At 41.6% G+C, this 14,730-nt stretch carries 14 protein-coding genes and 1 pseudogene; 8 read left to right on the top strand and 7 right to left on the bottom strand.

From position 1 onward, the window contains the following. Positions 1-4 precede the first annotated feature (4 nt). From BN988_RS08915 to BN988_RS08905, 3 genes are read right to left on the bottom strand one after another with little or no spacing between them, the layout of a single operon-like run. Positions 5-646, bottom strand: coding sequence for an ABC-2 transporter permease (locus BN988_RS08915; RefSeq protein WP_036575346.1), 642 nt, complete (start codon positions 644-646; stop codon positions 5-7). Further along, a complete protein-coding gene (locus BN988_RS08910; protein ID WP_036575343.1) occupies positions 643-1,497 on the bottom strand; it encodes an ABC transporter ATP-binding protein in 855 nt (284 codons plus the stop codon). The genes BN988_RS08915 and BN988_RS08910 overlap by 4 nt, the downstream gene beginning before the upstream one ends. 4 nt (positions 1,498-1,501) lie before the next feature. Next, positions 1,502-1,876 (bottom strand): GntR family transcriptional regulator, encoded by a 375-nt coding sequence (locus tag BN988_RS08905; protein WP_036575340.1) that lies wholly within the window; start codon positions 1,874-1,876, stop codon positions 1,502-1,504. Between the two features lie 123 nt (positions 1,877-1,999). Between BN988_RS08905 and BN988_RS08900 the strand changes: the two genes are divergently transcribed. Both BN988_RS08900 and BN988_RS08895 read left to right on the top strand, forming a co-directional pair. Continuing rightward, entirely contained in the window at positions 2,000-2,248 is a 249-nt protein-coding gene (locus BN988_RS08900) for a hypothetical protein (RefSeq protein WP_036575338.1), read from the top strand. A gap of 32 nt (positions 2,249-2,280) precedes the next feature. Beyond that, positions 2,281-3,177 carry an AEC family transporter gene (locus BN988_RS08895; protein WP_036575335.1) on the top strand — a complete coding sequence of 299 codons (897 nt, stop codon included), beginning with the start codon at positions 2,281-2,283 and terminating at the stop codon, positions 3,175-3,177. A 360-nt stretch (positions 3,178-3,537) separates the two neighbouring features. On the opposite strand, the gene ytaF is transcribed toward BN988_RS08895, so the two are convergent. Further along, complete coding sequence (gene ytaF / locus BN988_RS08890; RefSeq protein ID WP_036575332.1) at positions 3,538-4,140, bottom strand: sporulation membrane protein YtaF; 603 nt, start codon at positions 4,138-4,140, stop codon at positions 3,538-3,540. A gap of 149 nt (positions 4,141-4,289) precedes the next feature. On the opposite strand from ytaF, the gene BN988_RS08885 reads away from it, so the two are divergent. Next, positions 4,290-6,461, top strand: coding sequence for a DNA topoisomerase III (locus tag BN988_RS08885; protein WP_036575330.1), 2,172 nt, complete (start codon positions 4,290-4,292; stop codon positions 6,459-6,461). Between the two features lie 161 nt (positions 6,462-6,622). Here BN988_RS08885 and BN988_RS08880 read toward each other — a convergent pair whose 3' ends face one another. Beyond that, positions 6,623-7,135: a YtxH domain-containing protein gene (locus BN988_RS08880; RefSeq protein WP_036575328.1), complete on the bottom strand. Its 513-nt coding sequence runs from the start codon at positions 7,133-7,135 to the stop codon at positions 6,623-6,625. Between the two features lie 65 nt (positions 7,136-7,200). Beyond that, entirely contained in the window at positions 7,201-7,398 is a 198-nt protein-coding gene (locus BN988_RS08875) for a DUF2188 domain-containing protein (RefSeq protein WP_036575325.1), read from the bottom strand. A gap of 89 nt (positions 7,399-7,487) precedes the next feature. Here BN988_RS08875 and BN988_RS08870 point away from each other — a divergent pair, with 89 nt between their 5' ends. The 3 genes and pseudogenes from BN988_RS08870 to ltrA form a co-directional block, all read left to right on the top strand. Beyond that, on the top strand, positions 7,488-7,814 hold the full coding sequence (locus BN988_RS08870; protein ID WP_036575323.1) for a CHY zinc finger protein: 327 nt from the start codon (positions 7,488-7,490) through the stop codon (positions 7,812-7,814). Between the two features lie 99 nt (positions 7,815-7,913). Next, a complete protein-coding gene (locus BN988_RS08865; RefSeq protein WP_036575320.1) occupies positions 7,914-8,153 on the top strand; it encodes an indolepyruvate ferredoxin oxidoreductase subunit alpha in 240 nt (79 codons plus the stop codon). Positions 8,154-9,111: 958 nt separating this feature from the next. Beyond that, positions 9,112-10,194: pseudogene (ltrA, locus tag BN988_RS08860) on the top strand (group II intron reverse transcriptase/maturase); the annotation flags it as partial. A gap of 404 nt (positions 10,195-10,598) precedes the next feature. Here the strand turns inward: ltrA and BN988_RS08850 are convergent. Beyond that, positions 10,599-12,659 (bottom strand): thioredoxin domain-containing protein, encoded by a 2,061-nt coding sequence (locus tag BN988_RS08850; RefSeq protein WP_036576539.1) that lies wholly within the window; start codon positions 12,657-12,659, stop codon positions 10,599-10,601. A 156-nt stretch (positions 12,660-12,815) separates the two neighbouring features. On the opposite strand from BN988_RS08850, the gene BN988_RS08845 reads away from it, so the two are divergent. Both BN988_RS08845 and BN988_RS08840 read left to right on the top strand, forming a co-directional pair. Beyond that, positions 12,816-13,223 (top strand): MerR family transcriptional regulator, encoded by a 408-nt coding sequence (locus BN988_RS08845; protein WP_051557766.1) that lies wholly within the window; start codon positions 12,816-12,818, stop codon positions 13,221-13,223. Then, a complete protein-coding gene (locus BN988_RS08840; RefSeq protein WP_036575315.1) occupies positions 13,210-14,724 on the top strand; it encodes a class I adenylate-forming enzyme family protein in 1,515 nt (504 codons plus the stop codon). The genes BN988_RS08845 and BN988_RS08840 overlap by 14 nt, the downstream gene beginning before the upstream one ends. The last annotated feature ends 6 nt before the right edge of the window (positions 14,725-14,730 follow it).

The raw sequence follows: 14,730 nt of genomic DNA, 5'->3' as shown, positions 1-14,730 counted from the left end.
CCTCTCAAACTTTCGCTTTTTTTGTATATATCCATGCAGATAAAAGATAGGACAAGTATAAGCATACAAGGGAAATGGCCACTAGGATAATGATTGGTTGTATTTCAATTAAATTGGAAAACCACGATAAAATCGGTTCGTGAAAAGTAATGAGATCATTTCCAAGCGTGACTGAGAAAGCAAAGGTACTAAAAACTAGTAGCCCCATCTGAATTACAAATGCTTTATTAAAGGATGTTACGAGATAGTAAATTGGCATAGATAACGATATAACTATGCAAATCGTAGTAAACAATAACGTTATACTTAAGGCATCAATAGGTTGGGAAGTCAGATAAGGCAACCCCTTAGAAGCAATGCTATCAACAAGCCAGACGTATAGAAGAAAGCCGATTAGAAATAAAAGCAAATACAGATACCTGCTTAATACAACATGATGAAGCTTTACAGGAAGGCTACTAATAAATCGATTTACATGATTACGATGATCAAAATAGAATAGATTAAAAAGGAAATGAATCATGATCACAAAGAAGAAATAACTTTCTGTAAATCCCATCACATAAAATAATGGGATTAATAGCGCATTAAAACCGTAATAGAAACTATTAATATGGAAATCTTTCTTCATCAAGTGCGCAATCATTCAGGTCCCTCCCTTGTCAGGAAGTACATAATATCTTCCAGACTAGCTTTCTCTATCACTAAATCATCACTATAAGCATTAAAAACAGTTGAGTCACCTTCAAAGAGTGCTGTAAATCCATGCTGGTTCATTTTTATCCCCGAGAAGAGAGTTTCTGTATCTGCATCAATCATTTCCCGCTTCCCTTTTACAATATGGAACTGTTCCTGTATTTCCAGCATGCTTTTTTGAAAAATAATTTCGCCTTTATATATGAAAACAATATAATGAGCTATTCGTTCAAGGTCAGTGGTGATGTGTGTGGACAGGAAAATCGTCTGGTTGTCACGCAACATAAGCTCCTGTAGTTGATCAAGTAACTCCCTGCGAAATATCGGATCAAGACCTGAGGTTGGTTCATCCATAATAATGAATTCAGGCTCATGCGCTAGCGCGAAAAGTAGCGAGCACTTCATTTTCATACCTTTGGAAAAATGCTTTAATTTCTTCTTTAATGGTAAATCAAACTCTTTTAAATATTGTTGGAACAGCGCCTCATTCCAATTTTCATAAAGTGGGGCAATAAACGACTTCATTTTCTTAATGTTAAACTCCTCATACATATAGAGTTCATCATAGACAAATCCAATTCGCTGCTTCATTCGATGGTTTTTATTGCTTTCATTAAATAGTGTAATGTCTCCACTGTCAGGAGGGAGGAGGTCCATCAGCATTTGGATGGTCGTTGTTTTGCCACTGCCATTTGGGCCAATAAATCCGGTAACATAGCCTTGAGGAATCGTTAAATTAATTGTATCCAGCGTAAAATCTTTTCTCTTCTTTGTAACGTCATGAAACTCTACAGCATTCATGCATCTACTCTCCTTCATAGTAAATCTCCAACAGTTCGATTAAGTCAGCTTTAGAAAGTCCAAGCCGTTTTCCTTCCGTTGTGAGTTTTTCCAGTTCATTCTCTAGCTCGCGAACCTGCCATTCCTTCAATACATGGGGCTGTTGACCGGCTACAAAGGTTCCTTTGCCAACAGAGGATATAAGGTAGCCCTCGTTTTCCAGATCCTCATACGCCCTTTTGGTGGTAATCACACTTACCTTCAAATCCTTGGCAAGCGCACGCATGGAGGGAAGCGCATCGCCTTCCTTCAGCTCTCCCGAAAAAATATGCTGTTTAATCTGTTCCTTGATTTGCTGGAACAATGGCTCTTTACTCGTACTGGCAATTAAAATATTCATTTACAAAACCTCATTTTATTATTGTATATATACATTATATACAATATATACACATTTAGTTCCTTTGTCAACTACTGTGGGAGAGGAGACGCCGGAATAAGTTAGGAAGACGCAAGGGGAGCAGTGATTGACGCAGGAATAGGAAAAAGTGACACGGTGGAAGGGAGAAGAGAAGCAGCAAAAGAAAAAGTGGCGCAAGAGGCGCTAAAAGTGAAGCGTCAGCGGCATGATGTGAAACCACACGTCTCCAAAGTGAAACCTGAGCCGCGAGAAGTGAAACCACACCGCCCCAAACTGAATCGTCACCCACCAAAACTGAAACCACTTCCAACCAAATCGCCCGTCCTAAAAGAACCAAATATGGTAAACTAGGAAAATACAAAAATTATAGTGGGGATGTCAGCATGAGTTTATTTTTAAATGTTATTTTGCCAATTATGGCTGTTTTTGCAGCAGGGTATGTATTACAGCGAATTCGATTGCTTGATGTGAAATCTGTTTCAGCTGTGTCGCTTTATATCCTGTCACCGGCGCTTGTTTTCGTTTCATTGTACGATGCGTCGTTTGATCGTGATTTTTTAATTATATTCATTTATATCTTTGTCCTATTTTTTATAATGGTTCTTCTAAATAAAATAGTGGCACGTGTATTTAAATGGTCACCATCAGTGGAGAGTGCATCTATTCTAGCTACAGGGTTTATGAACTCTGGTAACTATGGTTTGCCTGTTGTGCTCTTCAGTGTAGGACAGGAAGCAGTACCGTTTGCAATTTTTATTATGGTAGTACAGGCGCTGCAAAATAACTTCTTCGGTGTTTATTATGCTTCTCGGAGTACGAGCGGAATGAAGCGAGCTGTGTTGAATGTATTGAAAATGCCGACCACCTATGCGGCTATCCTGGCCTTTGTCTTTCAGCAATTTAGCATCCCGGTTCCTGAAGCTGCCCATTCTACACTTTCGATGGTAGGAGACGCAGCCATTCCCGTCATGATGGTAATGCTTGGTATGCAGCTAGCGTCCATTACAGGTCTAAAGCTTAATTGGCAGGTTCTGATTTCGGCTGTTACCTTAAAAATGATTGTCGCACCACTGATTGCCTTCGGGTTTGTAGCGATTGTGGATATGGATCCGATCATTGCATCTGTGCTTATCATCATCTCGGCAATGCCAACAGCGGCTACCACTACGATGTATGCTATTGAGTTTGATACAGAGCCAGAACTAGTTTCCAGCATCACCTTTGCAGCAACGCTCGTCAGTATTGTAACAATTACATTACTCCTTAACATTGTTTCGTAATGTTTCTTACCATCTAATACAGGGTAACCTATAGACAGGAGACGAAAAGAAACCAAGAGTTACACTGAAAGGATGAAATGTATGTTACGCACCATTTTAATGATTATCGGAGCAATCGTTGTTATAGGTTGGATCATCTCCATGCTGTAAAAAAATAAAAATCCCGAGCGCCTTTAAAGCGTTCGGGATTTTTTATTTTGCCTTCCCACCAAATGAACTTTCGTTTTATCCCGGTGCAACCGTCCGTAAGACTCCCACTTCAAAATATGAAGTGTGAGTAAAAGGACGCTAACACCCCGATTCGTTCAACTAACAATCAGTGGGGGAAGTTCGAAAATCCCCACTGATTGAAGTTTCACTTTATAAAAAGATATTACATACACCAATGGTGATTAAAAGAACGGATGGGAGGAGAGACATTTGTTGCATTTGCTTATTTTTCGCCAAGTAAAGACCTAAATTTATTCCGCTAAAGAGAAATACTCCACTCATACAGGCAACAAGAATGGCTGTAAAAACAGGTGGGTAGCCGAGCATAGATGCACCAATTCCTGCACCAAAAGCGTCCAAAGCCAGCGCTGCACCTAGTAATAAGGCTTCGGTGGAGGAGATATTCCCAGATTTGTCTAAGTCAGCCTTATTTGGGTCAGTCAGAACCGTTGTAATCGCATTGTGGTTTTGTTGCTGTGCCTTTCCGGAGCGGACGTTATTATAAAAGGTAAGCGAACCAATCGCAATCAATATCCCGCCACCAATGAACCTCGTTATATCTGGTGATAGGAGGGAGGTAATCCCAGTCCCGATCGTCATGGCCAGTAACACGATCCCACCTGAACAAAGCATTATAATACATAGAGCAACAGCAGGCACATGTATTTTTCGCATTCCATACGTAATCCCAACGCCAAAACCGTCAAGACTTACTGCAACAACTAAAAGTAATAATCCTGTATAGAAAAGCATACGACCAATTCCTTTACACGTTCGTTGTATCCATAGCTTATGGAGAGGTGGCTTACTCTGTTCCTGTCCAACAAAGTGGCTCTGCAAGAACAATTGATTCTGTGGTAAAGTAGAAGGAGCGCTTTAACAAAAAGAGAGGATTTTTGTGTATGAGTAAAACGGTTGTATTAGCAGAAAAACCTTCTGTTGGCAGAGACATTGCCCGTGTACTGAATTGCAATAAAAAAGGCAATGGCTATATGGAAGGCTCAAAATATATTGTGACATGGGCTCTAGGGCATTTGGTAACACTTGCCGACCCTGAAGTTTATGATGATAAATATAAAACATGGAAGCTTGATGACCTGCCGATGCTGCCAAAGCAGCTAAAGCTTGTAGTAATGAAGAAAACCGGAAAACAGTTCAATGCGGTTAAATCGGTTCTAAACCGAAATGATGTTTCATCTGTTGTTATTGCAACAGATGCTGGAAGAGAAGGGGAGCTAGTAGCACGCTGGATCCTGGAAAAAGCACGGAACACCAAACCCGTGAAGCGTCTGTGGATTTCTTCTGTAACAGATATAGCAATTCGGGATGGATTTAATCAATTAAAACCCGGTGGTAAATTTGAAAATCTTTACCATGCAGCGGTCGCACGGTCTGAAGCAGACTGGTACGTTGGGCTTAATGCCACACGTGCGTTGACAACAAAGTTCAATGCACAGCTTTCCAGTGGTCGAGTGCAGACACCTACACTTGCTATGATTGCGGCTAGAGAAAAGGAAATTAAAGACTTTAATCCACGCAAGTTTTATGGAATTGTAGCAAGGACTGGCAAAGGATTTAAGCTTACGTGGCAAGATGATAAAAATAACACCCGCATCTTTTCAGAAGAAAAAGCGGATGGCTTGTATAAGCAATTAAAAAACAAGCCGGCTAAAATTGTGCAGGTAGATAAAGCTTACAAGAAAAAACATGCACCACAGCTGTATGATTTAACCGAGCTTCAGCGTGATGCCAACCGAATTTTTGGCTTTTCCGGTAAGCAAACACTATCCCTGATGCAACGTCTTTACGAGCGCCATAAAGTTCTAACTTATCCACGTACAGATTCAAGAGTCCTCACGACAGACATCGTACCAACATTAAAGGATCGCTTAAAGGCATGTGGGGTAGATGAGTATGCGAAGATAGCTGGAAAGCTGGCAAACAAGCAATTCAAGCTATCTAAATCTGTAGTTAATAATGAGAAAGTCTCCGATCACCATGCCATCATTCCAACCGAACAGCATGTAATTTTAGCTGATCTGGATGATAAAGAACGCAAGATTTATGATCTTGTAGTAAAACGCTTTTTGGCCGTTTTATCCGATCCATTTGAATACGAGCAGGTCACATTAGTTGCCACGATCAATGGGGAACGTTTTTCTGCAAGAGGCAAAACAGTGAAAAAACAAGGTTGGAAAGAAGTGTACAACAATCGTTTTGATGATGAGGACAAAGAGGACGAAGAGAAGTTGCCAGAAGTGGAAAAAGGCGATACCTTCGCCAATTTGCAGCTATCCCGTACACAGGGGGAAACGAAGCCACCAGAACGCTTCACGGAAGGTGCGCTCCTGCAAGCAATGGAAAACCCTGTTCGCTACATGCAGCCAGATGAGAAGCATCTTGCTGGAACCATTAATCAAACAGGTGGCCTAGGTACTGTTGCCACGCGCGCTGATATCATTGAAAAACTATTTAACGGTATGTATATGGAGATGAAAGGTAAGCATATTTTCATCACATCAAAAGGGCGACAATTGCTGGATCTTGTTCCAAATGACCTGCAATCCCCTGCACTCACAGCAGAGTGGGAACAGAAGCTAGGTTTAATAGCAGAAGGAAAACTTAATAAAAATAAGTTCATCGGCGAAATGAAAGAGTATGCCAAAGATGTCGTACAGCAAATTAAGAACAGTGACGAAACATTCAAGCATGATAATATGACAGGAACCAAATGTCCTGACTGCGGTAAATTAATGTTGGAAATCAAGAACAAAAACGGCAAAATGCTAGTCTGTCAGGATCGCTCTTGTGGTCATAAGAAAAACATTGCCAAACAAACAAATGCCCGTTGTCCAAAATGTCATAAACGCTTAGAACTGCGCGGACAAGGAGAAGGCCAGATGTTTACCTGTAAATGTGGCCATAGAGAAAAACTGTCTACCTTTAATGAGCGGAAGCAAAAAGAGAAAAAGCATAAAGTCTCCAAAAAAGATGTTAATAAGTATCTGAAAAAGCAGGATGAAGGCTTTAGCAATAATGCCTTGGCAGAGCAGTTGGCTAAGTTGAAAAAGTAAGGAATTTAAATTCGAAACACTCGTTATGTAAAAGTCTCGTTTCTTTCTAGCAAAGAGAGAAACGAGGCATTTTTGTTTGGGAAAATATTGGTCGAGGGAGATTCACAGATGCGAAAATATGCCAACACATAAAAAGAAGCGCCAATCACGGCGCTTCGGTTTTACATTTTATTAATTGGTTCGTCTAGTACATGATGATCCGTTTCGTTAGAAGAATCGCTGGATGTTGATGAAGTATTAGTCGATTTTGCTTCCTTCTTCACCTTTTTACCAGCATCCATTGCAGTGTTTCTTGCTTCGTCTATATCAGACTTGGCATCCTTCACGCCTTCTTTTACATCTTTTGCTTGGTCACCAAGCTCTTTTGTTTCATCTACAATATTTTTAGCTGTTTCTTTTATTTCCTGGCCTTCATTAGCCCAAACATTTTGTACTTTTTCAAGTGCTTGCTGTGCACTTGATAGTGTTTGTTTGGCATTTTCAACAAGAGATTGTTTTGTGCCATTTGGATCTTCTTTAATTTTTTGCGTGTACGTTACAACAGAATCTTTTGCATTCATGGATGAATCTTTTACTTTTGTTCTTGTTTTTGGATTCAGAAGGATGAAGGAAATACCTGCTAAAGCTCCAGCACCTACTAGTAATCCAACTTTGTTATTTTTCGTTTTTTCCATTGTTCATCTCTCCTGCCTTTTATTGATTTAGTCTACTAGTACCCTCGCAATAGAAATGTAAACTACTAGAATCGTTTTTCTTCTATGACGTTATGATTCTTGTCCATGATTTCCACCATGCTTGGTGTGTTTTCTTTTGCCATTTGCTCTGCGGCGGCGATGGCATCATCTTTTGCCTCGTATACATCTTCAGGTGCCACATTTTCTAGTTTAACAAACCACCCTGACACATCTACATTTGGTACGACACTATATGTTTTCATTTTGACAAACTCCTTTATCCTTTATAATGATTATATCTAATCTTTTCCCACTGAAAGAGTAAGTAAAACATGATAAAGGGGCTAATTTCTTGAATATACAAGGACTTAATATAAAAGGTTCTCTGGATAAAGAGACGCGTTGCACGCATTACCATGGTCCCACAGACCGGATTGCAATAAAATTTTATTGCTGTCAGGATTATTATCCTTGCTATAAATGCCATGAGGAGCATGGTTGTGGCAAAGAAGAAGTATGGCCAAAGGAGAAATTCGATCATAAGGCCATTCTCTGCGGGTCTTGTGGTAAAGAACTAAGTATTGGTAACTATTTAAAATCAGGCTATGCTTGCCCTTCCTGTCAAGCAGCTTTTAACCCAGGATGTGCACTACATTACGAGCTTTACTTCGAAAAATAACGGGAATTTGCTTTAAGCTGTTTACTTGCAATTGCCCTCTCATGTATCATAATAGAAGAGATACTAGCTATCTTTTACGTAATAAGGGAGGTAACTTAAATGGCATTCGTTATATTGGATCCATGCGGACCGGAGAAAGCAGCCGAATGTGTCAGTGTGTGTCCAGTTGATTGTATAGAGGAAGGTCCAGACCAGTTTTACATAGATCCAGATATTTGTATCGATTGTGGAGCATGTAAAGCCGTCTGCCCAGTAGATGCAATAGAAGAAGAATACGATATAACACCAGAACAAGAAGTATTCCTAGAAAAAGCAGAGAAATTCTTTGCGAATAAATAGATAAAAAAGCCGCTCCATCTATTGATGGAGCGGCTTTTTTTGGTGTGCCCCACTGTTACACAGTCTAGGTGGTTCAAATCCACCCGTTAACTTTACCCTTTAAAGTGACGTAGCCGAAGCAACATCCTCCCTCCAAGCTGGAGAAGGATGGACAGGGTGTCCTCTGCGAAGGGGAATCTGAAAGGTCTGCAGGCAAAGTCCAGCCCGGAACAACATGTGAACCAGAGGTGGCGGCGATGCTGGGTGACCCGCCCGAAAAACGGGGAAGCCTATACGAAAGTATACTCTATAGGAAAACAAGGAAAAGGGAAATGACCTATAGGACACATCGACGTGATTAGGGTCAGGATGGATGGAAGAGAGTGTGCAATTACTGGGGGAAGCACTGTAGGCTCCTAATGGTAAACATCATTAGGTAGGGGAGGTATAACCTTTAAGGGAAAGCCGAACCGACGGCACTGCAGGTGGCGGATGACTCCGTAGTAGTGATGAAATCCGAGCCAATGAAAGCTGGCGACAGTGAGGAGGAGAAAACTCGGATGAGTGGGTGCATTGCGTTGCCCAACCTACTATGAAACCAAAAGTTTCATAATAGAGGCGAAGGGATCTGCTTTGTCAACATTGTGAATGGAAGTGAGTGGGAAACGTAACGCCTTAAATGAGGAGAGGTTCTTCAAGAGGGAATTGCCCGCCGAACATCAACAATTGTGTAAGGATAAAGAGGAACTGGCGACCTGAGTACATCGCAGAGGAATAGGAGCGATTGGTTTTACCTAGACACGCAATTCCTTGCGATGGAATGAGAAAGGAATCGTTTCCTGTAACGACCGTAAGAACACTGTGGTGAGCAAGCGCGAAGGTGGTGATATGTATGAGACCTAAGCGCAAATACTATTCCATTATAGATAAGGTATACTGTAGGAGTAACCTAACTAATGCATGAAACGCTGTAAAAGCCAATAAAGGAAGCGCCGGAGTAGATGGAGAAACGATTTTGTGGTTTGAGGCACAACTGGAACAGAATCTCGGAGAGATTCAACGACTTCTGAAGCAAAATCGCTATCGACCAGAGCCGGTTTTGCGTCATTATATCCCGAAAGGGGATGGGAAGCAAAAGCGACCATTGGGGATACCCACAGTCAGAGACCGAATCATTCAACAAGCAGTCCGACAGGTGATGGACCCCTTGTTTGACCGAGACTTTTATCCACATAGTTATGGATTTCAAAAAGGTCACTCCCAACATCAAGCATTGAATGTGGTGAGACGTGCTAAGCGAAGCGGATATGAATACGTTGTTGATTTAGATATCAAGTCGTATTTTGATAATATCCCACATAACCAACTAATGGAGCGAATCAAGAACAAAATAGCCGACGGGCGAGTACTTGATTTGATCGAAATGTGGTTAAAAGCTGGAGTCATGGAAGACGATCGGTTCTATGACACGCATCAAGGCTCGCCACAGGGGGGTGTCATTTCACCGTTGTTGGCAAATATATATTTGGATGAATTTGATTGGTCAATGGTGGAGGCAGACTTTCCAGTAGTCCGCTTTGCGGATGACGCAGTTATCTTCTGTAAGTCCAGAATGCAAGCAGAAAGGGCATATATGGAAGCACAGTGGATATTGGAACAAAAGCTCCATTTAACAATGCATCCCACCAAGACAAGGGTTGTCCATTTCGATGAAGGATTTCGCTTTTTGGGCTTTGACTTCTGGAAAGACTATATGGTTTTACCGGAAGACAGAGTTAGGAAGTTCAAAGATAAAATCCGGCAAATATCGAGAAGGCAACAAGGCAGAAGTACGGAAGAAATGATTTTCAAGTTAAATGAAGTTATCCGTGGCTTCGCAAATTATTTTAAGGTGGGTAATGTGAAGAAGAAGTTCGAACGGCAAGACGAATGGATTCGAATGAGAGTTCGAGCTTACATGCGAAAGAAACGTTCCATGGAATCCAATTGGCGAATACCGAACAAAGTACTAACTCATCTGGGGTTGGTTTCAATGGTCGACTTACTCACCAACCGTTCCTAATCCGTGGGTGAAATCATGGGCTCACTCCCGGAAATGGGGAACTGACAAAGTGAAAGCCGTATGCGGGAAATCTGCACGTACGGTTTGACGAGGGGTCGGAGGGTGAAAGCCCTCCTCCTACTCTACTGCCTGTTATGGTTCTTGAAAAGTCGCGCGGGAGCTACGTGAAGCCGCGTGTCAACTCGGAAAAGTCGCGCGCCACCACCCGAAAGAGACGCACCCCGCCTCCCAAGAGACGCGCCACCACCCAAAAAAGACGCACCCCCCATCCCAAGAGACGCACCACCACCCGAAAGAGACGCAGCTCGCCTCCCAAGAGACGCAGCTCGCCTCCCAAGAGACGCAGCTCGCCTCCCAAGAGACGCACCAATATCCCAAAGAGGCGCGCCAACACCATTCCTAAACTACTTCAATATCTCCTCTAAAGCACTCTCCATATCTGTTGTCGGCTGCTGGCAGGCAAAGTTTTCACAAATATAGATAGTCGTTTTATTGCCAATTTGCCTATAATTTGCTGCAAATGGGGCAACCTGTGCCAAACGTTCCGCATCCTCAGCAACCAATAATGTGATATGAGGGAGGAAATGCTGGTTCAGCTGTCGGATTAAACGCTGTCTTTCAAGGTCGCTCTCCGCACCGATAATCACAACTTCTTTCGTTGGATTTTCTGTAAGCTGCAGAGCTTGCAGGAGGAACGGCGCTGCAGAGGCTTGACGCTTTATATCATCATAAAAGCTATAATACATTTCATCCACTTTATCAAGGTAACGAGACTCTCCAGTTAAATATCCAATCCTTGCAAGCATTACAGCTGCGACACTATTTCCAGAAGGAAGTGCTCCATCGTAAATATCTTTATCTACAGCAATGAGTTCTTCACTATCATTCCCACTGAAAAAGAAGCCACCATTTTCCTCATCCCAGAATAATGCCAACATGTTATCTGCTAGAGCTCTCGCTTTTTCCAAGTATTCTAATGAATACGTTGCATCATATAATTCAAGATAAGCCCAGGAAAGATATGCATAGTCGTCAATATAAGCCTTATACTTCGTTTCGCCATCACGATACCGAGCCATCAAGCGGTCATCATCCATAAGTTTTTCTTCAATAAAGGCAACTGCCCCCTTGGCATAACCTAAATAATCATCCTGCTCAAAAACTTTAGAGGCCTTCGCTAGAGCGGCAATTACCATGGCATTCCATGAGGTTAAAACCTTATCATCGACATGTGGGTAGACACGTTTTTCCCTTACCTCTAACAGTTTCTGTCGGGATTCTTCTATCTGCTTGCTTAACTGCACAGGCTTAATGCCTCGTTTTGCTGCTTCAATACCTAAGTCCTTGCCAATAAGGTTTGGAATATTTTTCCCTTCAAAATTACCTTGAGGGGAAATGGAGTAGACATCTGCAAATAAAGAACCTGCATCATCTCCTAGAACGGATATTATCTCGTCGTTATCCCAAACATAGTACTTTCCTTCCACACCTTCAGAATCGGCATCAATTGCCGAATAATAGGCTCCATCTGACCCCTTCATTTCCCGCTGTAAAAAGGTGATGATTTCTGTAGCTACATTTTTAAAATGTTCATCCTTTGTAAGTAAATACCCTTCTGTATATGCAATTAACAGTAAAGCATTGTCATATAGCATTTTTTCGAAATGAGGGACAAGCCATGTTTCATCTGTCGCATATCTCGCAAAACCAAATCCTATATGATCATAGATGCCCCCTTCAGCCATAGAGTAAAGGGTTTTCTTCGCCATATCGAGTGCAGTATTGTTCCCATTTGTTTGATAGTGTCTGTGTAAAAAGGTAAGTACATGGGGCATAGGAAACTTTGGAGCTTCCCCAAAGCCTCCATACGTTAGATCAAACTGGCCGGAAAGTTGGTCGAACGCCTCCTGACAGCTTTTCTCCGTAAGTCTCGATTCACTTTTGGCCATGACGGTTCGCTTCAGTGCAGCACGCACACTTTCCGTAACCTCTGAGATATGGGCAGGATCGTCTTCATATTTTCTGTGCAGCTGTGTCAACATTTCTATTACACCGGGCATTCCGTATGTACTTTCTTTTGGAAAGTATGTACCTGCATAAAAAGGGATTTGATCTGGCGTCATGATAATGGTTAATGGCCAGCCACCATGTCCTGTCATCATTTGACATACCTTCATATAAATCGAGTCAACATCAGGGCGTTCCTCTCTGTCCACCTTTACAGAGACGTAATGCTTATTGAGCAGCTCTGCAACCTGTTTATCTTCAAAAGATTCATGTGCCATAACATGACACCAATGACAAGTACTATATCCAATAGATAAGAAGATCGGCTTACCTTCCCGCTTTGCTTTATCAAACGCCTTTTCTCCCCATGGAAGCCAATCCACAGGATTATATGCATGCTGAAGTAGGTATGGAGATTTTTCATTTATTAATCCGTTCGGTTTTTGGTCTGATGTCATAAGATGATCACCTTCTTTTCGTAAAATGTTATATGTTACTTTACCACAAAACACCAATTCCATACCAAATAGGAATGCATCATTTCCCCCTTGAACTTGACGTTAACGTTAATGGTAAACTAAAATTATTGGAAAATTGAAAGAAAAGGTGATCACATGTCTCAAACGGAAATGTACTCTATTTCGGAGCTCGCCAGGCATTTTGAGATTACAACACGAACAATTCGTTACTATGAAGAGATAGGTTTACTCACTCCACATCGTTCGGAAGGTGGCCAACGCTTATTTTCCAAAAAAGAGAAAGCACGTCTTCAACTCGTTTTTCGTGGAAAGAAATATGGTTTTTCCTTAGATGAGATAAGAGACATGATCCAGCTTTTTGATCAGGATCCAAGTGGACGTCAGCAGCTTGAACGCACGATACAATACGGAAAAGAAAAAATAGAGGAGGTGAGCAGCAGAATAGAAGATTTAGTTCAGATTCGTTCAGAGATGGAGCAGTATATCGTAGATTTTCAGGAAAAATTATCCGAATTGGAGCGTGACAAAGATGAATATGCCTGACTTATTAGCCCATCAGTCAAGAAAATATCCAACCAAAGAAGCTATCATAACACCGACAGAAAGTGTCACCTATGAGACATGGAATAAAAAGGTGAATCAATTGGCGCATGCCCTCCTAACACTAGGTATTGAGCGGGGCGATAAAGTAATTCTCCATATGCCAAATACAAAAGAATTCCTCTATACTTATTTTGCGGTCCAACGGCTTGGCGGAATTATTGTTCCTGTTAATGCCAAGCTAGTTGCAAACGAATTAACTTACATCTTATCCCACAGTGAGGCAAAGGCGTTTATCACGCATGAGCTCATTTTTCAGCAAGTGGAGCAGTTAGCAAATGATAATGCCTCCCTTTTTATCACAACAGGGGAACCCACTTCAACTTGGTATAGTCTTGAGCAAATAATGGATAATGCTTCGGAGGAAGAGATCTTATCTGATCTAAACGAAGATGATGAAGCTAGTATTCTATACACCTCTGGTACAACAGGAGATCCAAAGGGGGTCTTGTTCACGTATCGGAATATTTTGACTGTTGCCCGCATGATTTGTATTGAAATGACAATGAAACCTGAAAGCAGGGTACTTCATATCATGCCTCTCAGCCATTCAGCTCCATTGCACTTGTTTATGGCAGCGGCTTTAAATGTGGGTGCTACACATGTCGTCGTGCCAACCTTCACACCAGAATTATTACTATCAACAGTTGAAAAAGAGAAAATTACGCATTTCTTTGGTGCTCCTATTGCTTACCTAGCTAGCACCAAGCATTCTAAACTAAAAGACTTTGATTTAAGTTCCATGGAATATTGGGTTTATGGAGGTGCGCCACTTTCCCAGCAGGAGGTGTCGTATATTAAACAACATTTTTCAACAAACAGACTAGCCTGTGTTTACGGATTAACGGAAGCGGGTCCAAGTGGGACACTGCTTCGCTCAGAGGAACATGACAACAAGGCAGGAAGTATTGGAAGCCGTGCCGCTTTACATTGTGAACTACGGCTTGTAGATGAGAATGGAAATGATGTGAAACAGGGAGAGATTGGGGAAATCATCCTTCGCGGAGAAGGAAATATGAAAGGCTATTACAAAAATCCTGAAGAAACAGCAAATGTTTTAAAAGGAGAATGGTTGTATACGGGGGACATGGCAATGGAGGATAAGGACGGTTATTTCTGGGTAGTAGATCGAAAGAAAGATATCATTATTTCTGGTGGAGTTAATATCTTCCCACAGGAAATAGAGAAATTAATTGTTACACATCCAGCCATACAAGAAGTTGCTGTAGTGGGAGTTCCAAACCCAAATTGGGGAGAGACCGTAAAGGCATTTATCGTTGCAGACAAACCAATAAACGAGCCATTGGAGGAGCTCACAAGTTTTCTAGAAGGAAAACTCGCAGACTATAAAATTCCAAAACTATGCGAACAATTGGAAGCGCTTCCTAGGAACATAACTGGGAAACTACAAAAAAACCAATTGAGGGAGCGCATACAACAGTAGGGAAGA

The sequence above is a fragment of the Oceanobacillus picturae genome (assembly GCF_000612865.1).
Lineage (GTDB): Bacteria > Bacillota > Bacilli > Bacillales > Amphibacillaceae > Oceanobacillus_B > Oceanobacillus_B jordanicus.
This window is presented reverse-complemented; position numbering and strand designations above follow the sequence as displayed.

What these genes read in the sequence shown, in the direction of transcription:
- BN988_RS08915 (WP_036575346.1), bottom strand. Translation starts at nt 646, where the DNA reads ATGATTGCGCACTTGATGAAGAAAGATTTCCATATTAATAGTTTCTAT.
- BN988_RS08910 (WP_036575343.1), bottom strand. Translation starts at nt 1,497, where the DNA reads ATGAATGCTGTAGAGTTTCATGACGTTACAAAGAAGAGAAAAGATTTT.
- BN988_RS08905 (WP_036575340.1), bottom strand. Translation starts at nt 1,876, where the DNA reads ATGAATATTTTAATTGCCAGTACGAGTAAAGAGCCATTGTTCCAGCAA.
- BN988_RS08895 (WP_036575335.1), top strand. Translation starts at nt 2,281, where the DNA reads ATGAGTTTATTTTTAAATGTTATTTTGCCAATTATGGCTGTTTTTGCA.
- ytaF (WP_036575332.1), bottom strand. Translation starts at nt 4,140, where the DNA reads ATGCTTTTCTATACAGGATTATTACTTTTAGTTGTTGCAGTAAGTCTT.
- BN988_RS08885 (WP_036575330.1), top strand. Translation starts at nt 4,290, where the DNA reads ATGAGTAAAACGGTTGTATTAGCAGAAAAACCTTCTGTTGGCAGAGAC.
- BN988_RS08880 (WP_036575328.1), bottom strand. Translation starts at nt 7,135, where the DNA reads ATGGAAAAAACGAAAAATAACAAAGTTGGATTACTAGTAGGTGCTGGA.
- BN988_RS08875 (WP_036575325.1), bottom strand. Translation starts at nt 7,398, where the DNA reads ATGAAAACATATAGTGTCGTACCAAATGTAGATGTGTCAGGGTGGTTT.
- BN988_RS08865 (WP_036575320.1), top strand. Translation starts at nt 7,914, where the DNA reads ATGGCATTCGTTATATTGGATCCATGCGGACCGGAGAAAGCAGCCGAA.
- BN988_RS08850 (WP_036576539.1), bottom strand. Translation starts at nt 12,659, where the DNA reads ATGACATCAGACCAAAAACCGAACGGATTAATAAATGAAAAATCTCCA.
- BN988_RS08845 (WP_051557766.1), top strand. Translation starts at nt 12,816, where the DNA reads ATGTCTCAAACGGAAATGTACTCTATTTCGGAGCTCGCCAGGCATTTT.
- BN988_RS08840 (WP_036575315.1), top strand. Translation starts at nt 13,210, where the DNA reads ATGAATATGCCTGACTTATTAGCCCATCAGTCAAGAAAATATCCAACC.